Source organism: Bacillus cereus group sp. MYBKT111-2, assembly GCF_051915205.1.
In the GTDB taxonomy this organism is placed as follows: Bacteria; Bacillota; Bacilli; order Bacillales; family Bacillaceae_G; genus Bacillus_A; species Bacillus_A paranthracis.
This window is the reverse complement of record NZ_JBQAEG010000001.1, coordinates 92,212-116,786: the sequence shown is the minus strand read 5'-3', so window position 1 is coordinate 116,786 and position 24,575 is coordinate 92,212. Positions and strand designations below refer to the sequence as shown.

Sequence of the window (24,575 nt, the reverse complement as noted above, 5' to 3'; positions counted from 1 at the left end):
GAAGGGAGAAATCTTTCTTTGTAGTACGTTTCAATTTATAATAGCAAATGGAAGGAGAGTGCTTATGTCTTTAACAAATGAACAAAAAGAGCGATTTCAAATTTTGCTCCAGCAGTTGCAAATACCAGACGACCTTATAAATCAATATTTACAAGGCGGTGGTATTGAAAGGCTCGTTATCGATAAAGCGAATAAAAGTTGGCATTTTAATTTACAAGTGCCACGTATTTTGCCTACAGAATTATATGAATTGCTAGAAACAAAGCTTAAGCAATCATTTTCTCATATTGCAAGAACAACATTTGCATTAGAAACAGAGAATAAACAATTTACTGAAGAAGAAGTGAGGGCGTATTGGCCACTTTGTACGGAACGAATTACATTTTCACCTATGTTTGCTTATTTAAAGAAGCAGCTTCCGCAGGTGAATGGAGTGAAGTTACTTATAAATGTGAATAATGAGCTGGAATCTACTGCTTTAAAGAAAAACGTTGCAAAACCAGTAGGAGATCAATACGAGGCTTTCGGATTCCCACGTTTCCAGTTAGACACACATATACAGCAAAATACAGAAGAAATGCAAAAGTTTCGTGAGCAAACGCAACAAGAAGACCGTGAGCGTGTTATACAAGCTATGGAAGAAATGGCAAAGAAGCAAGCTGAAGAAAGCAGCGTTGTGTATGAAGGACCGATTACACTTGGGTATCTTATTAAGCCAGATGAAGAGATTACACCGATGCGAGAAATTCAAGATGAAGAAAGAAGAAAAACAGTTCAAGGATATGTCTTCCATGTGGAAACAAAAGAACTTCGTAGTGGACGTACGTTATTAACTTTAAAAATAACGGATTATACAGATTCTATTATGATCAAAATGTTCTCACGTGATAAAGAAGATATTCCAATGCTACAATCCTTGAAGAAAGGAATGTGGGTGAAGGCTCGTGGTTCTGTCCAAAATGATACATTTGTTCGAGATTTAGTAATGATTGCAAATGATATTAATGAAATAACAGGACCGTCTCGTAAAGATAAAGCACCAGAAGGTGAAAAAAGAGTAGAGCTTCATCTTCATACTCCAATGAGTCAAATGGATGCTGTTACTCCAGTTTCTAAGCTTGTTGCTCAAGCTGGTAAATGGGGACATGAGGCTATTGCGGTTACAGACCATGCTGTGGCTCAGTCGTTCCCGGAAGCATATTCTGCGGGGAAAAAGGCTGGAGTTAAAGTTATATATGGTGTGGAAGCAAACTTAGTGAATGACGGAGTACCAATTGCTTATAATGAAGAACATCGTTTACTGGCTGATGAAACATATGTTGTTTTTGACGTTGAGACGACAGGTTTATCAGCTGTGTATGATACAGTTATTGAGTTAGCTGCCGTAAAAGTAAAAGGTGGCGAAATTATTGACCGCTTTGAATCTTTTGCAAATCCACATCAACCATTATCGGCAACAATCATTGAGTTAACAGGTATTACAGATGATATGTTGACCGACGCACCAGAAGTAGACGAAGTGTTTAAAAAGTTTGAGGAATGGATGGGTGACCATACACTTGTTGCTCATAACGCAAGCTTCGATATGGGCTTTATTAATGTAGGATTTAAAAAAGCTGGTTTAGAAAAAACGAAAAATCCGGTAATAGATACGTTAGAGCTTGCACGATTCTTATTCCCAGAAATGAAAAATCATCGTTTAAATACATTATGTAAAAAGATGGACATTGAATTAACTCAGCATCACCGTGCGATTTATGATACAGAAGCAACGGGATACTTACTAGTGAAAATGTTAAAAGATGTAATTGAAAAAGGTTTTGAATATCACGATCAATTAAACGATAGTATGGGACAAGGGGATGCATATAAGCGCGGGCGTCCAAGTCATATGACATTACTTGCTACATCGGATGTTGGATTGAAAAATTTATATAAACTTGTTTCATATTCTCATCTAAATTACTTTTACCGTGTACCGCGAGTACCAAGATCACTATTAAAAAAATATCGTGAAGGTATTTTAGTAGGAACGGCTTGTGATAAAGGTGAAGTGTTTGAGGCAATGATGCAAAAAGCTCCTGAAGAGGTAGAAGAAATTGCGCAGTTCTATGATTACATTGAAGTAATGCCACCAGAAGTGTTACGTCATTTAGTAGAGCGTGAACTTGTTCGGGATGAGGGGCAATTAAAAACAATTATTTCAAACTTAGTAAAACTAGGTGAGACGTTAGATAAACCAGTTGTCGCTACCGGAAACGTGCATTACTTAGATCCAGAAGATGCAATGTATCGCAAAATTTTAGTTAGTTCGCAGGGCGGAGCCAATCCGTTAAACCGACATTCATTACCACCTGTACATTTCCGTACAACCGATGAAATGTTAGAGTGTTTCTCATTCTTAGGTGAAGATGTAGCGAAAGAAATTGTCGTAACGAATACACAAAAGATTGCATCATTAATTGGCGATGTTCATCCAGTAAAAGATGATCTATACACACCGAAAATTGAAGGTGCAGATGATGAAACGCGTGATATGAGTTATAAAATGGCGCGTAGCATTTATGGTGAAGAGTTACCTGAAATTGTAGAAGCGCGTTTAGAAAAAGAATTAAAAAGTATCATCGGGCATGGATTCGCCGTAATTTATTTAATTTCACATAAGCTTGTGAAAAAATCGTTAGTAGACGGATATCTAGTAGGTTCGCGTGGATCGGTAGGTTCATCATTCGTTGCAACGATGATGGAAATTACAGAAGTAAATCCATTACCACCACACTATGTATGTCCGAAGTGTAAGCAATCAGAATTCTTTAATGATGGTTCTGTAGGTTCTGGTTTTGACTTACCGGATAAAGAATGTCCAACTTGTAATATTCCATATGTAAAAGATGGACATGACATTCCGTTTGAAACGTTCCTTGGATTTAAAGGAGATAAGGTACCCGATATCGATTTGAATTTCTCCGGGGAATACCAACCACGTGCCCATAACTATACGAAAGTACTATTCGGTGAAGATTATGTATATCGTGCAGGAACGATTGGTACAGTTGCGGAAAAAACTGCTTATGGATATGTAAAGGGTTATGCAAATGATCATAACTTAACAATTCGAAATGCAGAAATTGACCGCTTAGTAGCAGGATGTACTGGTGTAAAACGTACAACAGGGCAGCATCCAGGTGGTATTATCGTTGTGCCAGATTATATGGACATTTTTGATTTCTCACCAATACAGTATCCAGCAGATTCAATAGGTGCTGAGTGGAGAACAACACACTTTGACTTCCACTCTATTCATGATAATTTACTGAAGCTTGATATACTAGGACACGATGATCCGACAGTTATTCGTATGTTACAAGATTTAAGTGGTATTGATCCAAAAACAATCCCAACGGATGATCCAGAAGTAATGAAAATTTTCTCAGGGCCAGAATCGTTAGGCGTAACGGAAGAACAAATTAACTGTAAAACAGGTACACTTGGTATACCAGAGTTTGGTACGAAATTCGTAAGACAGATGTTAGAAGAGACGAAACCGACGACATTCTCAGAGTTAGTCCAAATTTCTGGATTATCACATGGTACGGACGTATGGCTTGGTAATGCAAACGAGTTAATTTATAACGGTACATGTACGCTGAGTGAAGTTATCGGTTGTCGTGATGACATCATGGTATATTTAATCTATCAAGGTTTAGACCCATCATTAGCCTTCAAAATCATGGAGTCAGTACGTAAAGGTAAAGGTGTACCAGAAGAATGGGAAGAGGACATGAAAAGTAATAATGTACCAGGTTGGTATATTGATTCATGTAAGAAGATTAAGTACATGTTCCCGAAAGCCCATGCGGCTGCTTACGTACTTATGGCCGTGCGTATCGCATACTTTAAAGTGCATTTCGCGCTTTTATTCTATGCGGCATACTTTACGGTTCGTGCAGATGACTTTGACGTAGAAGCGATGGCAAAAGGTTCAGCATCTATACGTGCAAGAATTGATGAAATTGCGCAAAAAGGTTTAGATGCAGCACCGAAAGAGAAGAGTTTATTGACTGTACTAGAAATGACACTTGAAATGTGTGAGCGTGGATACTCATTCCAAAAGGTGGATTTATATCGCTCACATGCAACAGATTTTATTATTGATGGAGACTCATTAATCCCTCCATTTAATGCGGTGCCTGGTCTTGGTACAAACGCAGCTTTAAGTATTGTGGAAGCACGTAAAAATGGAGAATTCTTATCAAAAGAAGACTTGCAGCAGCGTAGTAAGGTTTCGAAAACAATTATTGAGTATTTAGATAGTCAAGGTTGTTTAGGTGATTTGCCGGATCAAAACCAGTTATCGCTGTTCTGATAGGTAGGAAAAGTCTTTGCAAATCAACATTTGGTATGGTATACTATTAACCGAGATAACCATGTCATGTATATTGTGTGAAAAGAAGAGTGGGGAAACCCACTCTTTCGTGTTACTATCTACATTTTATTGATGTGGAGAGGTAAGAAATTTCTGTCGTATATACATATTTTGTTACAAGTTTTACTTCTTAAATTTGGTAATACTAAGACAGATATTCCCTGCTTAACGGCAGGGGCTTTTGTTAGCTAACGAGAAAGAATAAGATAGACCGTTCTATGGACGGGGTCTTTTCTTGTGAATGGTACATGGCGGCAGGAAGGAGGCTGTTTATGGATAAGAAAGTCACAGAAGTTGTAGAAGCATTTGCGCAGCCAATCGTTGAAGAGTTAAATCTTGAGCTTGTAGATGTAGAGTATGTGAAAGAAGGACAAGACTGGTTCTTACGCGTATTCATCGATTCTGAAAAGGGAGTCGACATTGAAGAATGCGGTGCGGTGAGTGAACGTTTAAGCGAAGCTTTAGATAAAGAGGATCCAATTCCTCATCTTTACTTTTTGGATGTGTCATCTCCTGGAGCAGAACGTCCATTAAAGAAAGAGAAAGACTTCCAGCAAGCGGTAGGAAAACAAGTGGCAATTAAAACATATGAGCCGATTGATGGTGAAAAGATGTTTGAAGGAAAAATGCTTTCCTACGATGGTACTACAATTACACTATTATTAACAATTAAAACACGTAAAAAAGAAATCCAAATTCCAATGGACAAAGTTGCAAATGCGCGACTTGCTGTTACGTTTTAGTTAGAAGGGGGATCTTCATGAGCACTGAGTTGTTAGATGCCTTGCTCGTATTAGAGTCAGAAAAAGGAATTAGCAAAGATATTATTATTGATGCGATTGAAGCAGCGTTAATCTCTGCTTATAAACGCAATTTTAACCAAGCACAAAACGTTCGTGTGAGCTTTAACCCACAAGTGGGAACAATTCAAGTTTTAGCACGTAAAGACGTTGTTGATAATGTGTTTGATCCACGTCTTGAAATTTCTGTTGAAGAAGCAAGACAAATTAATCCAAACTATCAAGATGGTGACGTACTAGAAATTGAAGTAACACCAAAAGATTTCGGTCGTATTGCAGCACAAACTGCAAAACAAGTTGTAACACAACGAGTGCGTGAAGCTGAGCGTGGTGTTATTTACTCTGAGTTTAGTGACCGTGAAGAAGATATCATGGTTGGTATCGTACAACGTCAAGATGCTCGTTTCATCTATGTAAGCTTAGGAAAAGTAGAAGCCTTATTACCTGTAAGTGAGCAAATGCCAAACGAACAATACAAACCACATGATCGTATTCGCGTATTCATTACGAAAGTAGAAAAAACAACAAAAGGACCACAAATTTACGTATCACGTACACATCCTGGTCTTTTAAAACGTTTATTCGAAATGGAAGTTCCTGAAATCTATGATGGAACGGTTGAAATTCGTTCTGTAGCACGTGAAGCAGGAGATCGTTCTAAAATCTCTGTACATGCAGAGAACATTGATGTTGATCCAGTAGGTTCTTGTGTAGGACCGAAAGGACAACGTGTACAACGCATTGTAGACGAACTAAAAGGTGAAAAGATTGACATCGTTCGCTGGTCAAATGATCCAGTAGAATATGTTGCCAATGCTTTAAGCCCATCACAAGTTGTGAAAGTACTTGTAGATGAAGAAGAAAAAGCAACAACAGTTGTTGTTCCAGACCACCAACTGTCATTAGCTATCGGTAAACGTGGACAAAATGCACGTCTTGCAGCTAAATTAACAGGTTGGAAAATTGATATTAAGAGTGAGTCTGATGCGAAACAACTTGGTATTGTAACAGAAGAAGATAGCGTAGTCGCATTCGGATTCGATTCTGTTGAAGACGAAATCGAATAGAGGTGATGAGTATGAGCAATCGAAAAGTTCCGTTACGAAAATGTGTTGCAACGCAAGAAATGAAATCAAAACGAGAGCTCGTTCGCATTGTTCGTTCCAAAGAGGGAGAAGTGTCTATTGATTTAACTGGAAAGAAATCAGGACGAGGTGCTTATTTATCAAAAGATAAAGAAAGCATTCTTCAAGCTCAAAAGAAAAATGTTTTGGAACATCATCTAAAAGCGAAAATCGACAGTTCTCTTTATGAAGAGCTTCTTGAGCTTGTTGAGAAGGAGTCGAAATAAGTGTCCGATTGGAAATCGTTTTTAGGACTAGCAAACCGGGCTCGAAAAATTATTTCGGGTGAAGAACTCGTTTTAAAGGAAGTACGAAGTGGCAAGGCAAAACTTGTGTTGCTCTCTGAGGATGCGTCAGTAAATACTACAAAGCGTATCACAGATAAAACGACGTACTACAACGTACCAATGAGAAAGGTCGAAAATCGACAACAATTAGGGCATGCGATTGGGAGAGATGAGCGAGTCGTTGTAGCTGTGTTAGATGAAGGCTTTGCGAAAAAGCTGCGTAGCATGCTCGATACAAATTACCGGGGGTGAAGGTATGAGTAAAATTCGAGTGCATGAATATGCGAAAAAACATAATATCTCAAGTAAAGATCTTATGACAAAACTAAAAGAAATGAATATCGAGGTTTCGAATCATATGACAATGTTAGACGATGAAGTAGTAAACAAATTAGATAATGAGTATCAAGCTGAAAAACCTTCTGTTGCAGATGAGTTTGAAGTAGAAGAAAAAGTTGTTCGTAGTAAAAAGAACAGCAATAAGAAAAAGAAAAAAGGCAAAGGAAACGAAGACAAGCGTCAAGAGAACTTTGCTGGAAGACAACAAACACAAACTGTAGAAACACCAGATAAAATTACTTTCTCTGGAAGCCTTACAGTAGGTGATCTTGCTAAGAAATTAAGCAAAGAGCCATCTGAAATTATTAAGAAGCTCTTCATGCTTGGAATTATGGCAACAATTAACCAAGACTTAGATAAAGACACAATTGAGTTAATTGCTAACGACTACGGTATTGAAGTAGAAGAAGAAGTAATTGTCAGCGAGACTGAGTTTGAAACATTCATCGATGAGCAAGATGATGAAGAGAACTTAAAAGAGCGTCCAGCTGTAGTTACAATCATGGGACACGTTGACCATGGTAAAACAACATTACTTGACTCTATCCGTAACTCTAAAGTAACTGCTGGCGAAGCAGGTGGAATTACTCAGCATATTGGTGCATACCAAGTTGAAGTAAATGACAAGAAGATTACATTCTTAGATACACCTGGTCACGCGGCGTTTACAACGATGCGTGCTCGTGGTGCACAAGTAACGGATATTACCATCCTTGTTGTTGCAGCTGATGACGGTGTTATGCCACAAACAGTTGAAGCAATTAACCATGCGAAAGCAGCAGGAGTACCAATTATTGTTGCTGTGAATAAAATGGATAAACCAGCTGCGAATCCTGATCGCGTAATGCAAGAACTAACAGAATATGAATTAGTTCCAGAAGCATGGGGTGGAGATACAATCTTCGTACCAATCTCAGCGATTCAAGGCGAAGGAATTGACAACTTACTAGAAATGATTCTTCTTGTGAGTGAAGTAGAAGAATATAAAGCAAATCCAAACCGCTATGCAACTGGTACTGTAATTGAAGCACAGCTTGATAAAGGTAAAGGAACTATCGCGACATTACTTGTTCAAAACGGTACGCTTCGAGTTGGAGACCCAATCGTTGTTGGTACTTCATTCGGACGTGTTCGTGCAATGGTAAGTGATATTGGTCGTCGTGTAAAAGTTGCTGGTCCATCAACTCCTGTTGAAATTACAGGTTTAAACGAAGTACCACAAGCGGGAGACCGTTTCATGGCATTCGCTGATGAGAAGAAAGCTCGTCAAATCGGTGAATCACGTGCACAAGAAGCGTTACTTGCTCAACGTGGTGAGAAATCTAAATTAAGCCTTGAAGATTTATTCCAACAAATCCAAGAGGGCGATGTAAAAGAAATTAACTTAATTGTGAAAGCGGACGTACAAGGTTCTGTAGAAGCAATGGCAGCATCACTTCGTAAAATTGATGTTGAAGGTGTTAAAGTTAAAATTATCCATACAGGCGTAGGTGCGATTACAGAATCTGATATCATTTTAGCTTCTGCATCTAATGCAATTGTAATTGGATTTAACGTACGCCCAGATGTAAATGCGAAGCGTACAGCTGAATTAGAGAACGTTGATATTCGTTTACACCGCATTATTTATAAAGTAATCGAAGAGATCGAAGCAGCGATGCAAGGTATGCTAGATCCAGAATTCGAAGAAAAAGTAATCGGTCAAGCAGAAGTACGTCAAACGTTTAAAGTAACAAAAGTTGGAACAATCGCAGGTTGTTACGTAACAGACGGTAAAATTACACGTGATAGTGGCGTGCGTATTATCCGTGATGGCGTAGTAATTTTCGAAGGACAACTTGATACGTTAAAACGTTTCAAAGACGACGTAAAAGAAGTTGCACAAAACTATGAGTGTGGTATTACAATTGAGCGATATAATGATCTTAAAGAAGGGGACATTATTGAAGCATACATTATGGAAGAAGTGAAGCGATGATAATCGCTTCACTCTCATTCGAGTGTATGATTTACGATGTGCATTCTTTAAAAGAGAAACGAGCAATTTTGCAACGGGTGCTAACTCGAGTGAAGCAGCGTTATAACGTAGCTGTTTCAGAAGTAGGGCATCAAGATGTATGGCAACGTACGGAAATTGCAATTGTTTCTGTATCCTCTAATCGTGTTATTTGTGAAAAAGAAATGAATCGTGTACTTGAGTACATCGATTCATTTCCTGAAATTGAACGTACGATAACACAATTGGAATGGTATTGAATGAGGTGAAGAGTTATGAAATTACGTGCAAACCGTGTAGGCGAGCAAATGAAAAAAGAATTAGGCGACATCATCAGTCGTAAAATTAAAGATCCACGTGTCGGATTTGTTACTGTAACAGATGTACAAGTGAGTGGAGATTTACAAATTGCTACAGTGTATATTTCTGTTTTAGGTGATGAAGAACAGAAAGAAAGTACACTAAAAGGTTTAGCGAAGGCAAAAGGCTTCATTCGTTCAGAAATTGGCCAACGTATTCGTCTTCGTAAAACACCTGAAATTTCCTTTGAATTTGATGAATCTATTGGATATGGTCATCGAATTGATACACTTTTACATGAAATTAATAAAGAAGGTAAACGTGAAGAATAATGGATAGACATTTGTCTATCCATTTTTTCAATGTAAAATAAGTTTTAGGTAATGATTATGAAAGAATTACGATGAGGTGAACATATATGGAAGGTGTAGTATTATTACATAAGCCAAAAGGCATGACATCACATGATTGTGTATTTAAATTAAGAAAGATATTGCGTGAAAAACGAATTGGTCATACAGGAACATTAGATCCAGATGTAACAGGAGTATTGCCGATTTGTGTTGGGCGAGCAACAAAGATTGCACAATTTTTAACGAGTGAGACGAAAACATATGAAGGTGAAGTGACATTAGGGTTTTCAACAACAACTGAAGATGCTTCTGGTGAAGTTGTGGAAACGAAACATGTAGACCGTGTTATTACTCGTAAAGAAGTGGAAGAGGCTCTTGCGACATTAACAGGTACGATTGAGCAAATGCCTCCGATGTTTTCGGCTGTAAAAGTTAACGGAAAAAAATTATATGAATATGCAAGAGCAGGACAAGAGGTTGAACGTCCAGTTCGTACAATTACAATTCATGAATTTGTATTACTGGATGAACGTGAAGTGTTTGAAGGAGAAAATATTTCATTCCGTTTCCGTGTAACGTGTAGTAAAGGGACATATGTAAGAACGTTAGCGGTAATGATTGGTGAAAAACTTGGTTTTCCATCACATATGTCTCACCTTGTAAGAACGGCTTCAGGTGAATTTGTATTAGAAGATTGCATATCATTTGAAGAAATTGAAGAAAACGTGCAAAATGGAACAGTAGAGTCTATCTTCATTTCAATTGATGAAGCATTAAGTAAGTTCCCGAAAATGGTTGTAGATGAAAAGCAAGCAGAAAAAATAAAAAATGGTATGTTCTTAAAAAATGAATTGCAAATAACGGCGCCGTTTATAACAGTGTTTGATAAAAACGATCGTTGCCTTGCAATTTATGAGCACCATCCAAAACACCCTGGTATGCTAAAGCCGATGAAAGTACTTGTGAATAATCAAGAACTAAAGCTATAATGAATTATTGGAAGGATTATTACAGAAAAAGGTGAATTCAAGCGTGAAACTTATTCATTTAACTCATCCACATGAACAAAATAAATTAGAATTACCACCTACTGTAATGGCATTAGGATTTTTTGATGGCATTCATTTAGGACATCAATGTGTGATTCGAACTGCGAAACAAATAGCGGATGAAAAGGGATATAAAAGTGCAGTGATGACATTTTATCCGCATCCATCTGTTGTTTTAGGTAAAAAGGAAGCGCATGCGGAGTATATTACACCAATGTGTGATAAAGAAAAAATAGTCGAGAGTTTAGGAATCGATATATTATATGTTGTTAAATTCGATGAATCATTTGCAGGCTTATTGCCACAACAATTTGTAGATGATTATATTATTGGTTTAAATGTAAAGCATGTAGTAGCAGGGTTTGATTATTCATATGGACGTTTAGGAAAAGGAAAGATGGAGACTTTACCATTTCATGCAAGAGGGGAGTTTACACAGACTGTGATTGAAAAAGTTGAATTTCAAGAAGAGAAAGTAAGTTCTACGGCATTACGAAAGTTAATTCGAAATGGCGAAATGGAGCAAATTCCATCTATTTTAGGTAGAGCATATACAGTAGGAGGAACGGTTGTACACGGTGATAAACGTGGACGTCAAATTGGTTTCCCAACAGCTAATGTAGGTTTAAGTGATGAGTATCTATTACCACCTGTAGGTGTTTATGCAGTGAGATTAAAAGTTCACGATGAATGGTACGATGGTGTATGTAATATTGGATATAAACCAACCTTTAAAGAAGATGAGCGCCAACTATCTATTGAAGTGCACTTATTTGAATTTAACAAAGACATATATGATCAAAATGTTACAGTAGAGTGGCATATGCGTATAAGAGAAGAGAAGAAATTCAATGGCATCGATGAGTTAGTTGAACAAATCGCAAAAGATAAGAAAACAGCACAAGAATATTTTGCGAACGAAAATAATATACTTGCTTTTTCAAATGAAAAGTAGTATTCTATGTTATGTACTTTATGACAACCATTGCTTGGCATTGCGACTCACCGACGCTTGCTAGGTAATCGGGGGTTTAATTAATAGGAGGTGAAATAGGATGGCTTTAACACAAGAGCGTAAAAATGAAATCATTGCACAATTTAGAACTCATGAGACTGATACTGGTTCTCCAGAGGTTCAAATTGCTGTCCTAACGGAGCAAATTAACACTCTAAACGAGCACTTACGTACTCACAAGAAAGATCATCATTCACGTCGTGGTCTATTAAAGATGGTTGGTAAACGTCGTAACTTACTAACTTACCTTCGTAATAGCGATATCACACGTTACCGTGAATTAATCACAAAGCTTGGCTTACGTCGATAGTCAAAGAAGCGGGAATATTCCCGCTTTTTTGTTAGGTAAAAATATATCTTCTACTCTTTATAGCTTACTTCATTTTCGGTAATACTAGAGGTAGAATATTGTGATATACTATCCATTTACATAGAAGAATTGAATACTTTAAATTGAGAGGGGTACTTAAATGAGTCAAGAAAAGCAAGTCTTCTCGATAGATTTAGCTGGTCGCCAGCTAACAGTTGAAACAGGTCAGCTTGCAAAGCAAGCGAACGGAGCAGTATTAGTAAGATATGGCGATACAGCGGTTCTATCTACAGCAACTGCATCAAAAGAAGCAAAAAATGTAGATTTCTTCCCACTTACAGTAAACTATGAAGAGCGTTTATATGCAGTCGGAAAAATTCCTGGCGGTTTCATTAAACGTGAAGGTCGTCCAAGTGAAAAAGCAATTTTGGCAAGTCGTTTAATCGACCGTCCAATTCGTCCACTTTTCGCAGATGGTTTCCGTAACGAAGTACAAGTTGTCAGCATCGTAATGAGTGTTGATCAAGATTGTTCTTCTGAAATGGCAGCTATGCTTGGTTCTTCATTAGCGTTATCGATTTCAGACATTCCATTTGAAGGTCCGATCGCGGGTGCAACAGTTGGTCGTATTAACGGCGAATTCGTTATCAACCCAACAGTAGAACAGCAAGAACAAAGTGATATTCACCTTGTTGTAGCTGGTACGAAAGATGCAATTAACATGGTTGAAGCAGGAGCAGATCAAGTGCCTGAGGAAACAATGTTAGAAGCAATTATGTTTGGTCATGACGAAATTAAACGTTTAATTGCATTCCAAGAAGAGATTGTACAAGCTGTAGGTAAAGAGAAATCAGAAGTGAAACTTTATGAAGTTGACGCTGATCTTAACCAAGCTGTACGTGAAATGGCTGAGAAGGATATGCATTCTGCAATTCAAGTACATGAGAAACATGCACGTGAAGATGCAATTAACGAAGTGAAAAAGCGTGTAATTGAGCATTACGAAGCGCAAGAAGCTGATGCTGATACATTAGGACAAGTAAATGAGATTTTATATAAAATTGTAAAAGAAGAAGTACGTCGTCTTATTACAGTTGAGAAAATCCGCCCAGATGGCCGTAAAGGTGACGAAATCCGTCCATTAGCATCAGAGGTTGGCATTTTATCTCGTACACACGGTTCTGGTTTATTCACACGTGGACAAACACAAGCATTAAGTATTTGTACATTAGGCGCATTAGGCGATGTGCAAATTTTAGATGGCCTTGGTGTAGAAGAATCAAAACGCTTTATGCACCATTATAATTTCCCATCATTTAGTGTTGGTGAAACAAGACCAATGCGTGGACCAGGTCGTCGTGAAATCGGTCACGGTGCACTAGGAGAACGTGCTCTTGAGCCTGTAATTCCATCTGAAAAAGATTTCCCATACACAGTACGTCTTGTATCTGAAGTATTAGAATCAAATGGTTCTACTTCACAAGCGAGTATTTGTGGTAGTACTTTAGCAATGATGGATGCTGGTGTTCCACTTAAAGCTCCAGTTGCAGGTATTGCAATGGGACTAGTTAAAACTGGTGAGCATTACACAATTTTATCTGATATTCAAGGTATGGAAGATCATTTAGGTGATATGGACTTTAAAGTAGCAGGTACAGCACATGGTGTAACTGCATTACAAATGGACATTAAAATTGATGGTCTATCTCGTGAAATTTTAGAAGAAGCATTACAACAAGCGAAAGTTGGTCGTGTGCACATTCTAAATCATATGTTATCTGTTATTGCAGAGCCACGTACTGAATTATCAGCGTACGCTCCAAAGATTATTACAATGACAATTAACCCAGATAAAATCCGTGACGTTATCGGACCGAGCGGTAAACAAATCAATAAAATTATTGAAGAAACTGGCGTTAAGATTGACATCGAGCAAGATGGTACAGTATTCATTTCTTCAATAAATCAAGAAATGAACGACAAAGCTAAGAAAATTATCGAAGATATCGTTCGCGAAGTACAAGTAGGTGAAATCTACGAAGGAAAAGTGAAACGTGTTGAGAAATTCGGTGCTTTCGTTGAATTATTCAGCGGTAAAGATGGATTAGTTCACATTTCTGAACTTGCACTTGAGCGTGTAGGTAAAGTGGAAGACGTTGTAAAAATCGGTGATATAATTACAGTTAAAGTCATCGAGATTGACAAGCAAGGTCGTGTGAATTTATCTAGAAAAGTATTGCTAAAAGAAGAGCAGGAAAAAGAAGCTGCTAAAGAAGAAAACAAACAAGAGCAGCAATAAGTAAAAGCCAGTTTAACTGGCTTTTTTTGTTATGTAAAAATATGATTTACATATATTTTTATGTCAGTATAGGTATAGTTTTCATTATAACGCTCAAATTAACAAAGATAAGAAGAAAAATGGTTTTTATATAGTTAATGGGAGGGTTTATATGAAAGCTCGTATATTGGCATACATATGTATATTCTTTTTATATGTCAGTGTAGGCTCTTATTCCGTTTTTGCACAGGATCACTTATATGAAGAAATTCAAAAGCATGCAAAACAATATGAGATTGCACCGCAAAATGCGATGATTGATAAGATATGGAAAGCCACACCAGGATATAATGGAAGACAAGTTGATATGGAAGCATCCTATAAAAATATGAAGAAGTTAAAGAAATTTGATCAAAAACATCTTGAATTCAAGGAAGTATCGCCGAGTGTCCACTTAGAAGATTTATCACCAGCGCCAATTTATAGAGGGCATCCCAATAAAAAGATGGTGGGATTAACAATAAATGTGGCATGGGGAAATGAGTATTTGCCTCGTATATTAGAAATATTGAAAAAACATGATGTGAAGGCGACTTTCTTTTTAGAAGGACGTTGGGTGAAAGAAAATTTACGATTTGCAAAAATGATTGTCGATGCAAATCAAGAAGTCGGAAATCATTCTTACACACACCCTAATATGAAAACGTTATCGTCTGATGAAATAAGAGATCAGTTACAAAAAACAAATCGAATGATTGAAGCAGCTACGAATCAAAAGGTAAGATGGTTCGCGCCGCCGAGTGGAAGTTTTCGGGATGAAGTCGTGAAAATTGCAGATGATTTTCAAATGGGAACGATTATGTGGACTGTCGATACAATTGATTGGAAGCGACCTGAGCCAGATGTACTATTGCAGAGAGTAATGAGAAAAATACATCCAGGTGCTATCGTATTAATGCATCCTACTTCGTCCACAACAGAAGCATTAGATACAATGATTACAAAATTGAAGGAACAAGGATATAAAGTAGGGAATATAACAGAATTACTGGATGAAAAACGTGTGGATTAAATACATTTGCATGACATTCATCCTTAAACTTGTTATCATTAAATAATAGCACTTATTTAGAGAAACTGGCAGTAGGAGGAAAGTTTTTGATTAAAAAATATACTTGTAAAAATGGTGTAAGAATAGTTATGGAGAATATACCAACTGTAAGATCGGTTGCGATTGGTATTTGGATCCATGCAGGATCAAGAAATGAAAATGAAAAAAATAACGGGATTTCTCACTTTTTAGAGCATATGTTCTTTAAAGGGACGGAAACACGTAGTGCACGCGAAATTGCAGAATCATTTGATAGCATTGGTGGGCAAGTAAATGCTTTTACTTCAAAAGAATACACTTGTTACTATGCAAAAGTGCTAGATGAGCATGCTAAATATGCTTTAGATGTATTAGCAGATATGTTCTTTAATTCAACATTTGATGAAGAAGAACTGAAAAAAGAGAAGAATGTCGTATGTGAAGAAATTAAAATGTACGAAGATGCTCCAGATGATATTGTGCATGATATGTTAACGAAAGCAACATATGAAACGCATCCGCTTGGATATCCTATTTTAGGAACAGAAGAGACGCTTAATACGTTTACAGGTGATACGCTACGTCAATATATTAAGGATCATTACACACCTGAAAATGTAGTTGTATCAATTGCAGGAAATATTGATGAAGCCTTTTTACAAACGGTAGAGCAATATTTCGGTAGTTATGAAGGAACGACAAACCGTGAACAAGTACATAGCCCAATTTTCCATTTTAATAAGGTAGCACGTAAAAAGGAAACAGAACAAGCCCATTTATGTTTAGGATATAAAGGCTTACAAATGGGACACGAAGATATTTATAACTTAATTGTATTAAATAACGTTTTAGGCGGTAGTATGAGTAGCCGTTTATTCCAAGAAGTACGTGAGCAACGAGGGTTAGCTTACTCAGTATTTTCTTACCATTCTTCTTATGAAGATACAGGTATGTTAACGCTGTATGGTGGAACAGGTAGCCAACAATTAGATACACTGTATGAAACAATGCAAGAAACATTAGAAACATTGAAAAATACAGGTATTACAGAAAAAGAGCTTATGAATAGTAAAGAGCAATTAAAAGGAAACTTAATGTTAAGTTTAGAAAGTACGAATAGCCGTATGAGCCGTAATGGTAAAAATGAATTGCTACTTCGTAAGCATCGTTCACTTGATGAGATTATTGAAAGTGTAAACACTGTAACGAAAGAAAATGTTGATGAGTTAATTCGTAACATGTTTACAGATGAATTCTCTGCTGCATTAATTAGTCCAGATGGAAAACTTCCAAAAGGAATAAAACTGTAATTACTATATATGATTTAAAAATAACCGTATCTCTTTTAAATGAGATACGGTTATTTTTTGTGGGTATATAGAATAGGTACTAATTATGGATAACTTAAATGAATAATTTGGGTAGGGGGAGAGAGTATGCGATTAAGTGAACTAAGTGGGAAAGAAATTGTTAATTTAGAAAGAGCAGAAAAAATGGGGGTTTTAGGTTATGTGGATTTAGAGGTTGATGAGAAGGATGGACAAATACAGGCTCTTATTATACCTGCTGGGAAATGGGGAGGTTTCAAAAAGGAACCACAAGAAATAAGAGTAGCATGGAGGCAAATTAAAAAAGTGGGGCATGATATGATTCTTTGTGATATTACAGATCGTTCAAATTCGAAGTGAAAGATGGCCATTTTGGTCATCTTTTTTTGTTCATTTTACTCAGAGCAAAATCCAACAGAATGTCTTCTCCTATGCCGAAGTTTGAGGTGGGGCCTTCCGGCATACAAATAGCGGGATACATGATAGGTGCTTTTTGTTTTTCAATCACCTAAAACTCGTACATTACATATGATGTGGAGGAAAAAGAAAAAGTAGGCACTTTTCTTATAAATGACAGAAAAAGAAGGTGAATTAGGGAATGTTGACTGAGATGCATATTGCTGTCATAGGAGGAGATGCAAGACAGCTAGAAGTAATTCGCAAGCTCGTTGAATTGGATGCGAAACTTTCATTGATAGGGTTTGATCAGTTAGACCATGGCTTCACAGGGGCAGCAAAAGAAAGTATACAAAATTTAGATTTCACTTCTTTAGATGCAATTATTTTGCCAGTTGCAGGTACAAATGCAAAGGGAGAAGTAGATACTATTTTTTCAAATGAAAAAGTTTCTATAACGAAAGAACAAATTGAAAATACACCAGAACATTTTACTATATATTCAGGTATTGGTACGCCTTACTTGGAAAATCTCGTATCTACTACAAACCGTAAACTAATTAAATTATTTGATCGTGATGATGTGGCAATCTACAATTCTATACCAACTGTAGAAGGTACATTAATGATGGTAATTCAACATACCGACTATACAATTCATGGTTCTAATGTAATGGTTTTAGGATTTGGTAGAACAGGGATGAGCGTTGCCAGAGCATTTCAATCATTAGGAGCCCATGTCAAAGTTGGAGCAAGACGATCGGAACATATTGCACGTATTACAGAAATGATGTTTTCTCCTTTTCATATGCAGAACATTGAGAAAGAAGTAGGGGATATCGATATTGTCATTAATACAATTCCGCATCTCGTTGTGACAGCAAATGTCATTTCAAAAATGCCGGCCCATACGTTAGTAATTGATTTAGCTTCTAAACCAGGTGGTACCGACTTTAGATATGCGGAAAAAAGGGGAGTTAAAGCGCTGTTAGCACCTGGATTACCAGGTATTGTTGCTCCAAAAACAGCAGGACAAATTTTAGCGAACGTTCTTTCTCAGTTATTAGCAGAAGATGTAATCGCAAGAAAGGAGAATGGGGAATGAATTTAAAAGGGAAAAGAATAGGGTTTGGTTTTACTGGTTCACATTGTACGTACGAAGAAGTAATGCCTCATTTAGAAAAGTTAATTGCTGAGGGGGCTGAAGTGCGTCCAGTTGTTTCTTACACTGTTCAATCAACAAATACGAGATTTGGCGAAGGGGCAGAATGGATTAAAAAGATTGAAGAAGTAACAGGTTTTAAAGCGATTAATTCAATCGTTGGCGCAGAACCACTTGGACCTAAAATCCCATTAGATTGTATGGTAATTGCTCCTTTAACAGGAAATTCTATGAGTAAATTTGCGAATGCAATGACAGACTCTCCAGTACTAATGGCAGCAAAAGCGACGCTAAGAAATGGCAAGCCTGTCGTATTGGCCGTTTCGACGAATGATGCTTTAGGGCTTAATGGAGTAAATCTCATGCGCCTAATGGCCACAAAAAACATCTACTTCGTCCCATTCGGTCAAGACGCACCAGAGAAAAAACCGAACTCAATGGTAGCTCGCATGGAGCTGCTTGAAGATACAGTATTAGAAGCACTGCAAGGGAAGCAATTGCAACCGGTTGTCGTAGAAAAATTCAGATATATGAATTAAAAAACGAAAAAAAACGGACAATTTTTGATGAAACCATCATTCTTACTGTAGAATATGATAAAATTAACGTTATTAAGATTAGAAGGGGTATTCTATACTCCTTCTCATTCTAAGTTATAGAAGGATTGGTATCTAGAAAGGGGCATAGTGATGGAAAAGCAAAAAACTTTTCATGTCGCTGTAGTTGGAGCAACCGGCGCAGTTGGTGAACAAATGTTAAATACTTTAGAGAAACGAGAATTTCCAATCGGGAAGTTAACGTTACTTTCATCTAAACGATCTGCAGGTAAGAAACTTGTATTTAAAGGCGAAGAATTTACAGTTCAAGAGGCAACTCCTGAAAGTTTTGAAGGAGTAGATATCGCACTATTTAGTGCTGGTGGATCTGTATCAAAACAATTAGCGCCAGAAGCAGCAAAGCGCGGTGCGATTGTTGTTGATAATACAAGTGCATTCCGTATGACAGAAAACGTGCCACTTGTTGTACCTGAAGTAAATGAAAACGACTTAAAAGAACATAACGGTATTATTGCAAATCCAAACTGTTCTACAATTCAAATGGTAGTAGCTCTTGAGCCAGTTCGTCAGCAATATGGTTTAAAACGAGTAATCGTTTCCACATATCAAGCTGTATCAGGTGCTGGTGCGGCAGCGATTGAAGAACTTCATGAACAATCACAAGCAATCTTAAATGGTGAAGAAGTGAAGGCGAATGTTTTACCTGTATCAGGTGATAAGAAACATTTCCCGATTGCTTTCAACGCGATTCCACAGATTGATAAGTTCCAAGATAATGGATTTACATTTGAAGAAATGAAAATGATTAATGAAACGAAAAAAATTATGCATATGCCAGAGCTAGAAGTAGCGGCAACATGTGTACGTTTACCAGTTGTATCAGGTCACTCTGAGTCTGTTTACATTGAAGTAGAAAAAGAGGGCGTAACAGTAGAGGAATTAAAGAACTTACTTGCAAATGCGGAAGGTATCGTTCTGCAAGATAACCCAGAAGAGCAATTATATCCAATGCCAGCTACTGCAGTAGGTAAAAACGAAGTATTCGTTGGAAGAATCCGTAAAGATTTAAATAACGATAAAGGATTCCATCTTTGGGTCGTATCTGATAACTTATTAAAAGGCGCTGCATGGAATTCTGTTCAAATTGCAGAGCGCTTAGTAAAATTACAATTAGTGTAAACGGCTAAGAGAAGGTGCAAAATATGAAAATTATTGTTCAAAAATTTGGTGGCACATCTGTACGTGATGAAAATGGACGTAAGCATGCGCTTCATCATATAAAAAAATCGCTAGATGCGGGTTATAAAGTAGTGACTGTCGTATCTGCTATGGGTCGTAAAGGTGAACCATATGCAACTGATACGTTGTTAAGTCTTGTAAATCAAGAGGAATCTCACATTTCTAATCGTGAGCAAGATTTATTATTATCATGCGGAGAATTAATCTCAGCAATCGTTTTCTCTAACATGTTAAATGAGAACGGTATAAAAGCGGCGGCATTAAATGGTGCACAAGCTGGTTTTGTAACAAATGATGATTTTACAAATGCTAAGATTATTGAAATGAATTGTGATCGTATACACGAAGAGCTAGAAAATGTAGATGTAATCGTTGTGACAGGATTCCAAGGACAAACGAAAAAAGGTGATACGACAACACTTGGACGCGGAGGTAGTGATACTTCAGCTTCAGCTTTAGGTGTTGCGCTTCATGCTGAATATATCGATATCTTCACAGATGTAGAAGGTGTGATGACTGCGGATCCTCGCATTGTAAAAGATGCACGTCATCTTCAAACTGTAACGTATAACGAAATTTGTAACATGGCATACCAAGGTGCAAAAGTCGTTCATCCACGTGCAGTTGAAATTGCGATGCATGCAAAAGTACCGCTTCGTGTACGTTCTACGTACTCTGATAGTGAAGGTACGCTTATTTCAGCATCTGACGGCGCTACAAAAGGCCGTGATGTAGAAGAACGTCCTGTTACAGGTATTGCACATGTATCAAATGTAACGCAAATTAAAGTACTTGCAAAAGAAACAGCATATGATTTGCAGCAGCATGTGTTTAAAGAAATGGCGAATGAAGGAATCAGTGTCGATTTAATTAACATTTCACCTACTGGGGTAGCTTATACGGTGAGTGATAATGTATCAAATCGTGCAGTTGAACTATTACAAAACCTTGGATATGAGCCAATTGTGACAGAGCATTGTGCGAAAGTATCTATTGTAGGAGCTGGAATGGCAGGATACCCAGGGGTTACTGCGAAAATCGTTACAGCTTTAGCTGAAAAAGGTATTCAAATTCTGCAATCAGCAGATAGTCATACAACTATTTGGGTTCTTGTAAAAGAAACTGATTTAGTGGAGGCTGTAAATGCATTACATAGTGCGTTTGAGCTTTCAAAAGAAAAGCAACTGGAACAATAAGGAGTGAGACCATGATAGATTTTGGGACAATTGCAACCGCGATGGTAACACCGTTTGATATAAACGGCAATATCGATTTTGCAAAGACAACGAAATTGGTAAATTATTTAATTGATAACGGTACAACAGCAATCGTGGTAGGAGGAACGACAGGAGAATCTCCTACATTAACTTCAGAAGAAAAAGTAGCGTTATATCGCCATGTCGTATCTGTTGTCGATAAAAGGGTGCCCGTAATCGCTGGAACAGGTAGTAATAATACGCATGCTTCTATTGACTTAACAAAAAAGGCAACAGAGGTTGGTGTTGATGCAGTAATGCTAGTAGCACCGTATTATAACAAACCGAGTCAAGAAGGAATGTATCAGCACTTTAAAGCAATTGCTGAAAGCACGCCGCTTCCGGTTATGCTATATAACGTTCCAGGACGATCTATTGTACAAATCTCCGTTGATACAGTTGTTCGTTTATCAGAAATAGAAAACATTGTTGCGATTAAAGATGCAGGCGGCGATGTGTTAACAATGACAGAAATCATTGAAAAAACAGCGGACGACTTTGCAGTATACAGCGGTGATGACGGTTTAACGCTACCAGCTATGGCAGTTGGAGCGAAAGGTATCGTTTCTGTAGCATCTCATGTTATCGGAAATGAAATGCAAGAAATGATTGCAGCGTTCCAAGCAGGTGAATTTAAGAAGGCGCAAAAATTACATCAATTACTTGTAAGAGTAACGGATTCATTATTTATGGCGCCAAGTCCAACACCAGTAAAAACAGCGTTACAAATGGTTGGATTAGATGTAGGTTCTGTACGTTTACCACTTCTTCCATTAACAGAAGAAGAAAGAGTAACGTTACAATCTGTTATGCAATCTATCCCTCGTTAATAAAAAATGACCTAGTGTAGAACTAGGTCATTTTTTATTTGTATGAAAGTCTTTCCCTCTCTTTTCTTATCTTACCTATATATGTTTTTATAAGATCATTAACTGGTTTTTCATTATATATTGCAACATGTAAAAGAAAATAATCTTAACCCTTTAAAGGAATTAAAAAGTCATAGTTATTTATAGAATGAACGCTTATATAAACGTAATAAAGTACCAATTCTATTTTTGAGAGTAATTACTTCAAATATGACGTAATTCATAAAAAAACTCCATTTTATAAGTATTTTTGTTCAATTCTAGAAAAATAAGTCTTTAAAATCTATATTATGAAATAAATTTAGAGTATTTATAGCTATTTCTTCAAAACGATATGGGGTACGAAATCGGAGTAAATATAAAGGACATCAGTTCGATAAGTTTGTTGGGAATGCGTTCTTTTCCTTTTTCTTTCGCACGATTTAACTTGTGTTCTATTTCTTGTATCAGGTATAATATGGCTAAGTAGCTTAGTACGGGTATGCTTAGCAAAATTGGTAAAAATTATAATTTGATTACATTTTCATATCATATCGAATAAGATATTTGATTTATATAATGAAAGAGAGGTGAAACCTGGTTTAAAAAATAAACAAGGACATGATATCGCATAACGGTAAGGACATTCGTCTTGGACGGTGAATATATGGTGGTTGTAGAGTTTCCCCTGGTGTCTCTGCAATTTTAGTGAAATCAGTGTTTGAAAGATTTTTAAACCAGGCAACAACATGAAGAGAAAAGAGAATGAGTCTGTTAAAGTATTTGCTCTTGGTGGAGTAGGTGAAATCGGGAAAAACATGTACTGTGTTGAAATTGATTCTGAAATCTTTATTGTAGATGCAGGGTTAATGTTTCCGGGAGATGAAATGTTTGGAATTGATATCGTTATTCCTGATATTACATATTTAGTAGAAAACCAAGAGCGAGTAAAAGGTTTATTTATTACTCACGGTCATGAAGATCATATTGGTGGCATTGTTTACGTACTTCGTAAATTATCAATTCCAGTGTATGCAACGAAATTAACGGTAGGACTTATACAAGAAAAACTTGGCGAAGCGGGTATGTTAGGCCGTGTAGACTTAAAAACAATCGATTCAAATTCGACAGTAGAGTTTAATACTACAACAGTGTCATTCTTTGGAACGACACATAGTATTCCAGATTCTGTTGGTGTTTGTTTCCATACATCAAAAGGTGCTATCGTATATACGGGAGACTTTAAATTTGATCAAACTCCAATTGGAAATAGTGGAGCAGACCTTGGGAAAATGGCTCAAATCGGAAATGAAGGCGTTCTATGCTTATTATCTGATAGTACAAATGCTGAGCGTCCAGGCTATACAGGTTCTGAAAAAGAAGTTGGTGTAGAAATTTCTAAAGTGTTCTACGGCGCAGAAGGACGTATTATCGTTGCTTCATTTGCATCGAATGTACATCGTATTCAACAAGTATTTGATGCAGCTGCTGAAACAGGACGAAAAGTAGCGGTTGTAGGACGTAGTATGGTGAAAGTGGTAGATATCGCAAGACGTCTTGGTTATTTAGATGTTCCAGAAGGTATGGTTATTTCACTACAAGAAGTAGACAATTTCCCAGAGAAAAAGGTAGCTATTTTAACGACAGGTAGCCAAGGTGAACCGATGGCAGCACTTTCTAGAATGGCGAAGCAAGCTCATAAACAAATTTCAATTCGTAAAGGTGATACGGTTATTATTGCGGCTTCTCCAATTCCGGGTAATGAAATATCTGTATCAAAAATTATTGACTTGTTATTTAGAGCGGGAGCTGAAGTTGTTTATTACGGTGAAAGAAAAGTTCACGTTTCCGGTCATGGTAGCCAAGAAGAATTAAAATTAATGTTAAATTTAATGAAACCGAAATATTTTGTACCCGTACATGGTGAGTTCCGTATGCAAAAAGCACATGCATACTTAGCTGAAGATGTAGGTATTGCAAGAGAAAATATCTTTATCGTAGAAAAAGGCGATGTAATTGCTTTTGGTGACGATGAAGCAAACTTAGTTGGCAAAGTGCAAGCTGGTAATGTGTTAATTGATGGATTAGGTGTAGGTGACGTTGGTAATATCGTTCTTCGAGATAGAAAAATGTTATCTCAAGATGGAATATTAGTAGTTGTTGTAACACTGGGTAAAGATGAAAAGAAAATTATATCTGGTCCAGAAATCATTTCACGTGGTTTTGTGTATGTACGTGAATCAGAAGCGTTAATTGACCGCTCTACAGAGATTGTACGTATGATTGTTGAGCAATCAATTAAAGAATATTCAATTGAATGGTCTATGTTAAAACAAAATATTCGTGAATTATTAGGGCAGTTCTTGTACGAAGAGACGAAGAGAAAACCTATGATTTTACCGATTATTATGGAAGTATAAAA

21 protein-coding genes are annotated in these 24,575 nt (G+C 37.1%); all 21 read left to right on the top strand.

Going from position 1 to position 24,575, the window contains the following annotated elements; translation table 11 throughout:
* Positions 1–64: 64 nt before the first annotated feature.
* A complete protein-coding gene (locus tag ACTFNE_RS00545; RefSeq protein WP_270705095.1) occupies positions 65–4,366 on the top strand; it encodes a PolC-type DNA polymerase III in 4,302 nt (1,433 codons plus the stop codon).
* Positions 4,367–4,698: 332 nt separating this feature from the next.
* Positions 4,699–5,169, top strand: coding sequence for a ribosome maturation factor RimP (gene rimP, locus ACTFNE_RS00540; RefSeq protein WP_000359097.1), 471 nt, complete (start codon positions 4,699–4,701; stop codon positions 5,167–5,169).
* Between the two features lie 17 nt (positions 5,170–5,186).
* Positions 5,187–6,293, top strand: a complete 1,107-nt coding sequence (nusA, locus tag ACTFNE_RS00535) for a transcription termination factor NusA (RefSeq protein WP_000102609.1) — start codon at positions 5,187–5,189, stop codon at positions 6,291–6,293.
* A gap of 11 nt (positions 6,294–6,304) precedes the next feature.
* The gene (gene rnpM, locus ACTFNE_RS00530; protein ID WP_000071128.1) at positions 6,305–6,577 is read left to right on the top strand and encodes an RNase P modulator RnpM; all 273 of its coding nucleotides are present in this window, start codon (positions 6,305–6,307) and stop codon (positions 6,575–6,577) included.
* Positions 6,578–6,889, top strand: a complete 312-nt coding sequence (locus ACTFNE_RS00525; protein WP_001286523.1) for a YlxQ family RNA-binding protein — start codon at positions 6,578–6,580, stop codon at positions 6,887–6,889. It begins immediately after the preceding gene.
* A gap of 4 nt (positions 6,890–6,893) precedes the next feature.
* Positions 6,894–8,954, top strand: coding sequence for a translation initiation factor IF-2 (infB, locus tag ACTFNE_RS00520; protein WP_000036341.1), 2,061 nt, complete (start codon positions 6,894–6,896; stop codon positions 8,952–8,954).
* Positions 8,951–9,232 carry a DUF503 domain-containing protein gene (locus ACTFNE_RS00515; protein WP_000582364.1) on the top strand — a complete coding sequence of 94 codons (282 nt, stop codon included), beginning with the start codon at positions 8,951–8,953 and terminating at the stop codon, positions 9,230–9,232. The genes infB and ACTFNE_RS00515 overlap by 4 nt, the downstream gene beginning before the upstream one ends.
* 15 nt (positions 9,233–9,247) lie before the next feature.
* Positions 9,248–9,604: a 30S ribosome-binding factor RbfA gene (gene rbfA, locus ACTFNE_RS00510; RefSeq protein WP_000776443.1), complete on the top strand. Its 357-nt coding sequence runs from the start codon at positions 9,248–9,250 to the stop codon at positions 9,602–9,604.
* Between the two features lie 86 nt (positions 9,605–9,690).
* Complete coding sequence (gene truB / locus ACTFNE_RS00505; protein ID WP_046198505.1) at positions 9,691–10,614, top strand: tRNA pseudouridine(55) synthase TruB; 924 nt, start codon at positions 9,691–9,693, stop codon at positions 10,612–10,614.
* Between the two features lie 43 nt (positions 10,615–10,657).
* A complete protein-coding gene (gene ribF, locus ACTFNE_RS00500; protein ID WP_000766710.1) occupies positions 10,658–11,629 on the top strand; it encodes a bifunctional riboflavin kinase/FAD synthetase in 972 nt (323 codons plus the stop codon).
* Positions 11,630–11,729: 100 nt separating this feature from the next.
* A complete protein-coding gene (gene rpsO, locus ACTFNE_RS00495; RefSeq protein WP_001229392.1) occupies positions 11,730–11,999 on the top strand; it encodes a 30S ribosomal protein S15 in 270 nt (89 codons plus the stop codon).
* A 160-nt stretch (positions 12,000–12,159) separates the two neighbouring features.
* Positions 12,160–14,298, top strand: a complete 2,139-nt coding sequence (pnp, locus tag ACTFNE_RS00490; protein ID WP_270705094.1) for a polyribonucleotide nucleotidyltransferase — start codon at positions 12,160–12,162, stop codon at positions 14,296–14,298.
* Between the two features lie 151 nt (positions 14,299–14,449).
* Positions 14,450–15,349: a polysaccharide deacetylase family protein gene (locus ACTFNE_RS00485; protein WP_046198506.1), complete on the top strand. Its 900-nt coding sequence runs from the start codon at positions 14,450–14,452 to the stop codon at positions 15,347–15,349.
* Between the two features lie 86 nt (positions 15,350–15,435).
* Positions 15,436–16,677 (top strand): M16 family metallopeptidase, encoded by a 1,242-nt coding sequence (locus ACTFNE_RS00480; protein WP_000592994.1) that lies wholly within the window; start codon positions 15,436–15,438, stop codon positions 16,675–16,677.
* A 126-nt stretch (positions 16,678–16,803) separates the two neighbouring features.
* Entirely contained in the window at positions 16,804–17,055 is a 252-nt protein-coding gene (locus ACTFNE_RS00475) for a YlmC/YmxH family sporulation protein (RefSeq protein WP_001239753.1), read from the top strand.
* Positions 17,056–17,293: 238 nt separating this feature from the next.
* The gene (gene dpaA, locus ACTFNE_RS00470; RefSeq protein WP_000954725.1) at positions 17,294–18,196 is read left to right on the top strand and encodes a dipicolinic acid synthetase subunit A; all 903 of its coding nucleotides are present in this window, start codon (positions 17,294–17,296) and stop codon (positions 18,194–18,196) included.
* Positions 18,193–18,792 carry a dipicolinate synthase subunit B gene (dpaB, locus tag ACTFNE_RS00465; protein ID WP_001049480.1) on the top strand — a complete coding sequence of 200 codons (600 nt, stop codon included), beginning with the start codon at positions 18,193–18,195 and terminating at the stop codon, positions 18,790–18,792. The genes dpaA and dpaB overlap by 4 nt, the downstream gene beginning before the upstream one ends.
* A 150-nt stretch (positions 18,793–18,942) precedes the next feature.
* Positions 18,943–19,989 (top strand): aspartate-semialdehyde dehydrogenase, encoded by a 1,047-nt coding sequence (gene asd / locus ACTFNE_RS00460; protein WP_000414848.1) that lies wholly within the window; start codon positions 18,943–18,945, stop codon positions 19,987–19,989.
* A 23-nt stretch (positions 19,990–20,012) separates the two neighbouring features.
* Entirely contained in the window at positions 20,013–21,245 is a 1,233-nt protein-coding gene (gene dapG, locus ACTFNE_RS00455; protein WP_000692473.1) for an aspartate kinase, read from the top strand.
* Positions 21,246–21,256: 11 nt separating this feature from the next.
* Positions 21,257–22,135, top strand: coding sequence for a 4-hydroxy-tetrahydrodipicolinate synthase (gene dapA, locus ACTFNE_RS00450; RefSeq protein WP_000564761.1), 879 nt, complete (start codon positions 21,257–21,259; stop codon positions 22,133–22,135).
* A gap of 767 nt (positions 22,136–22,902) precedes the next feature.
* On the top strand, positions 22,903–24,573 hold the full coding sequence (locus tag ACTFNE_RS00445) for a ribonuclease J (protein ID WP_000823084.1): 1,671 nt from the start codon (positions 22,903–22,905) through the stop codon (positions 24,571–24,573).
* Positions 24,574–24,575 lie beyond the last annotated feature (2 nt).

Excerpts from the sequence above, each read along its gene's own strand:
- ACTFNE_RS00545 (WP_270705095.1), top strand. The coding sequence starts at position 65 with ATGTCTTTAACAAATGAACAAAAAGAGCGATTTCAAATTTTGCTCCAG.
- rimP (WP_000359097.1), top strand. The coding sequence starts at position 4,699 with ATGGATAAGAAAGTCACAGAAGTTGTAGAAGCATTTGCGCAGCCAATC.
- nusA (WP_000102609.1), top strand. The coding sequence starts at position 5,187 with ATGAGCACTGAGTTGTTAGATGCCTTGCTCGTATTAGAGTCAGAAAAA.
- rnpM (WP_000071128.1), top strand. The coding sequence starts at position 6,305 with ATGAGCAATCGAAAAGTTCCGTTACGAAAATGTGTTGCAACGCAAGAA.
- infB (WP_000036341.1), top strand. The coding sequence starts at position 6,894 with ATGAGTAAAATTCGAGTGCATGAATATGCGAAAAAACATAATATCTCA.
- ACTFNE_RS00515 (WP_000582364.1), top strand. The coding sequence starts at position 8,951 with ATGATAATCGCTTCACTCTCATTCGAGTGTATGATTTACGATGTGCAT.
- rbfA (WP_000776443.1), top strand. The coding sequence starts at position 9,248 with ATGAAATTACGTGCAAACCGTGTAGGCGAGCAAATGAAAAAAGAATTA.
- truB (WP_046198505.1), top strand. The coding sequence starts at position 9,691 with ATGGAAGGTGTAGTATTATTACATAAGCCAAAAGGCATGACATCACAT.
- rpsO (WP_001229392.1), top strand. The coding sequence starts at position 11,730 with ATGGCTTTAACACAAGAGCGTAAAAATGAAATCATTGCACAATTTAGA.
- pnp (WP_270705094.1), top strand. The coding sequence starts at position 12,160 with ATGAGTCAAGAAAAGCAAGTCTTCTCGATAGATTTAGCTGGTCGCCAG.
- ACTFNE_RS00485 (WP_046198506.1), top strand. The coding sequence starts at position 14,450 with ATGAAAGCTCGTATATTGGCATACATATGTATATTCTTTTTATATGTC.
- ACTFNE_RS00475 (WP_001239753.1), top strand. The coding sequence starts at position 16,804 with ATGCGATTAAGTGAACTAAGTGGGAAAGAAATTGTTAATTTAGAAAGA.
- dpaA (WP_000954725.1), top strand. The coding sequence starts at position 17,294 with ATGTTGACTGAGATGCATATTGCTGTCATAGGAGGAGATGCAAGACAG.
- dpaB (WP_001049480.1), top strand. The coding sequence starts at position 18,193 with ATGAATTTAAAAGGGAAAAGAATAGGGTTTGGTTTTACTGGTTCACAT.
- asd (WP_000414848.1), top strand. The coding sequence starts at position 18,943 with ATGGAAAAGCAAAAAACTTTTCATGTCGCTGTAGTTGGAGCAACCGGC.
- dapG (WP_000692473.1), top strand. The coding sequence starts at position 20,013 with ATGAAAATTATTGTTCAAAAATTTGGTGGCACATCTGTACGTGATGAA.
- dapA (WP_000564761.1), top strand. The coding sequence starts at position 21,257 with ATGATAGATTTTGGGACAATTGCAACCGCGATGGTAACACCGTTTGAT.
- ACTFNE_RS00445 (WP_000823084.1), top strand. The coding sequence starts at position 22,903 with ATGAAGAGAAAAGAGAATGAGTCTGTTAAAGTATTTGCTCTTGGTGGA.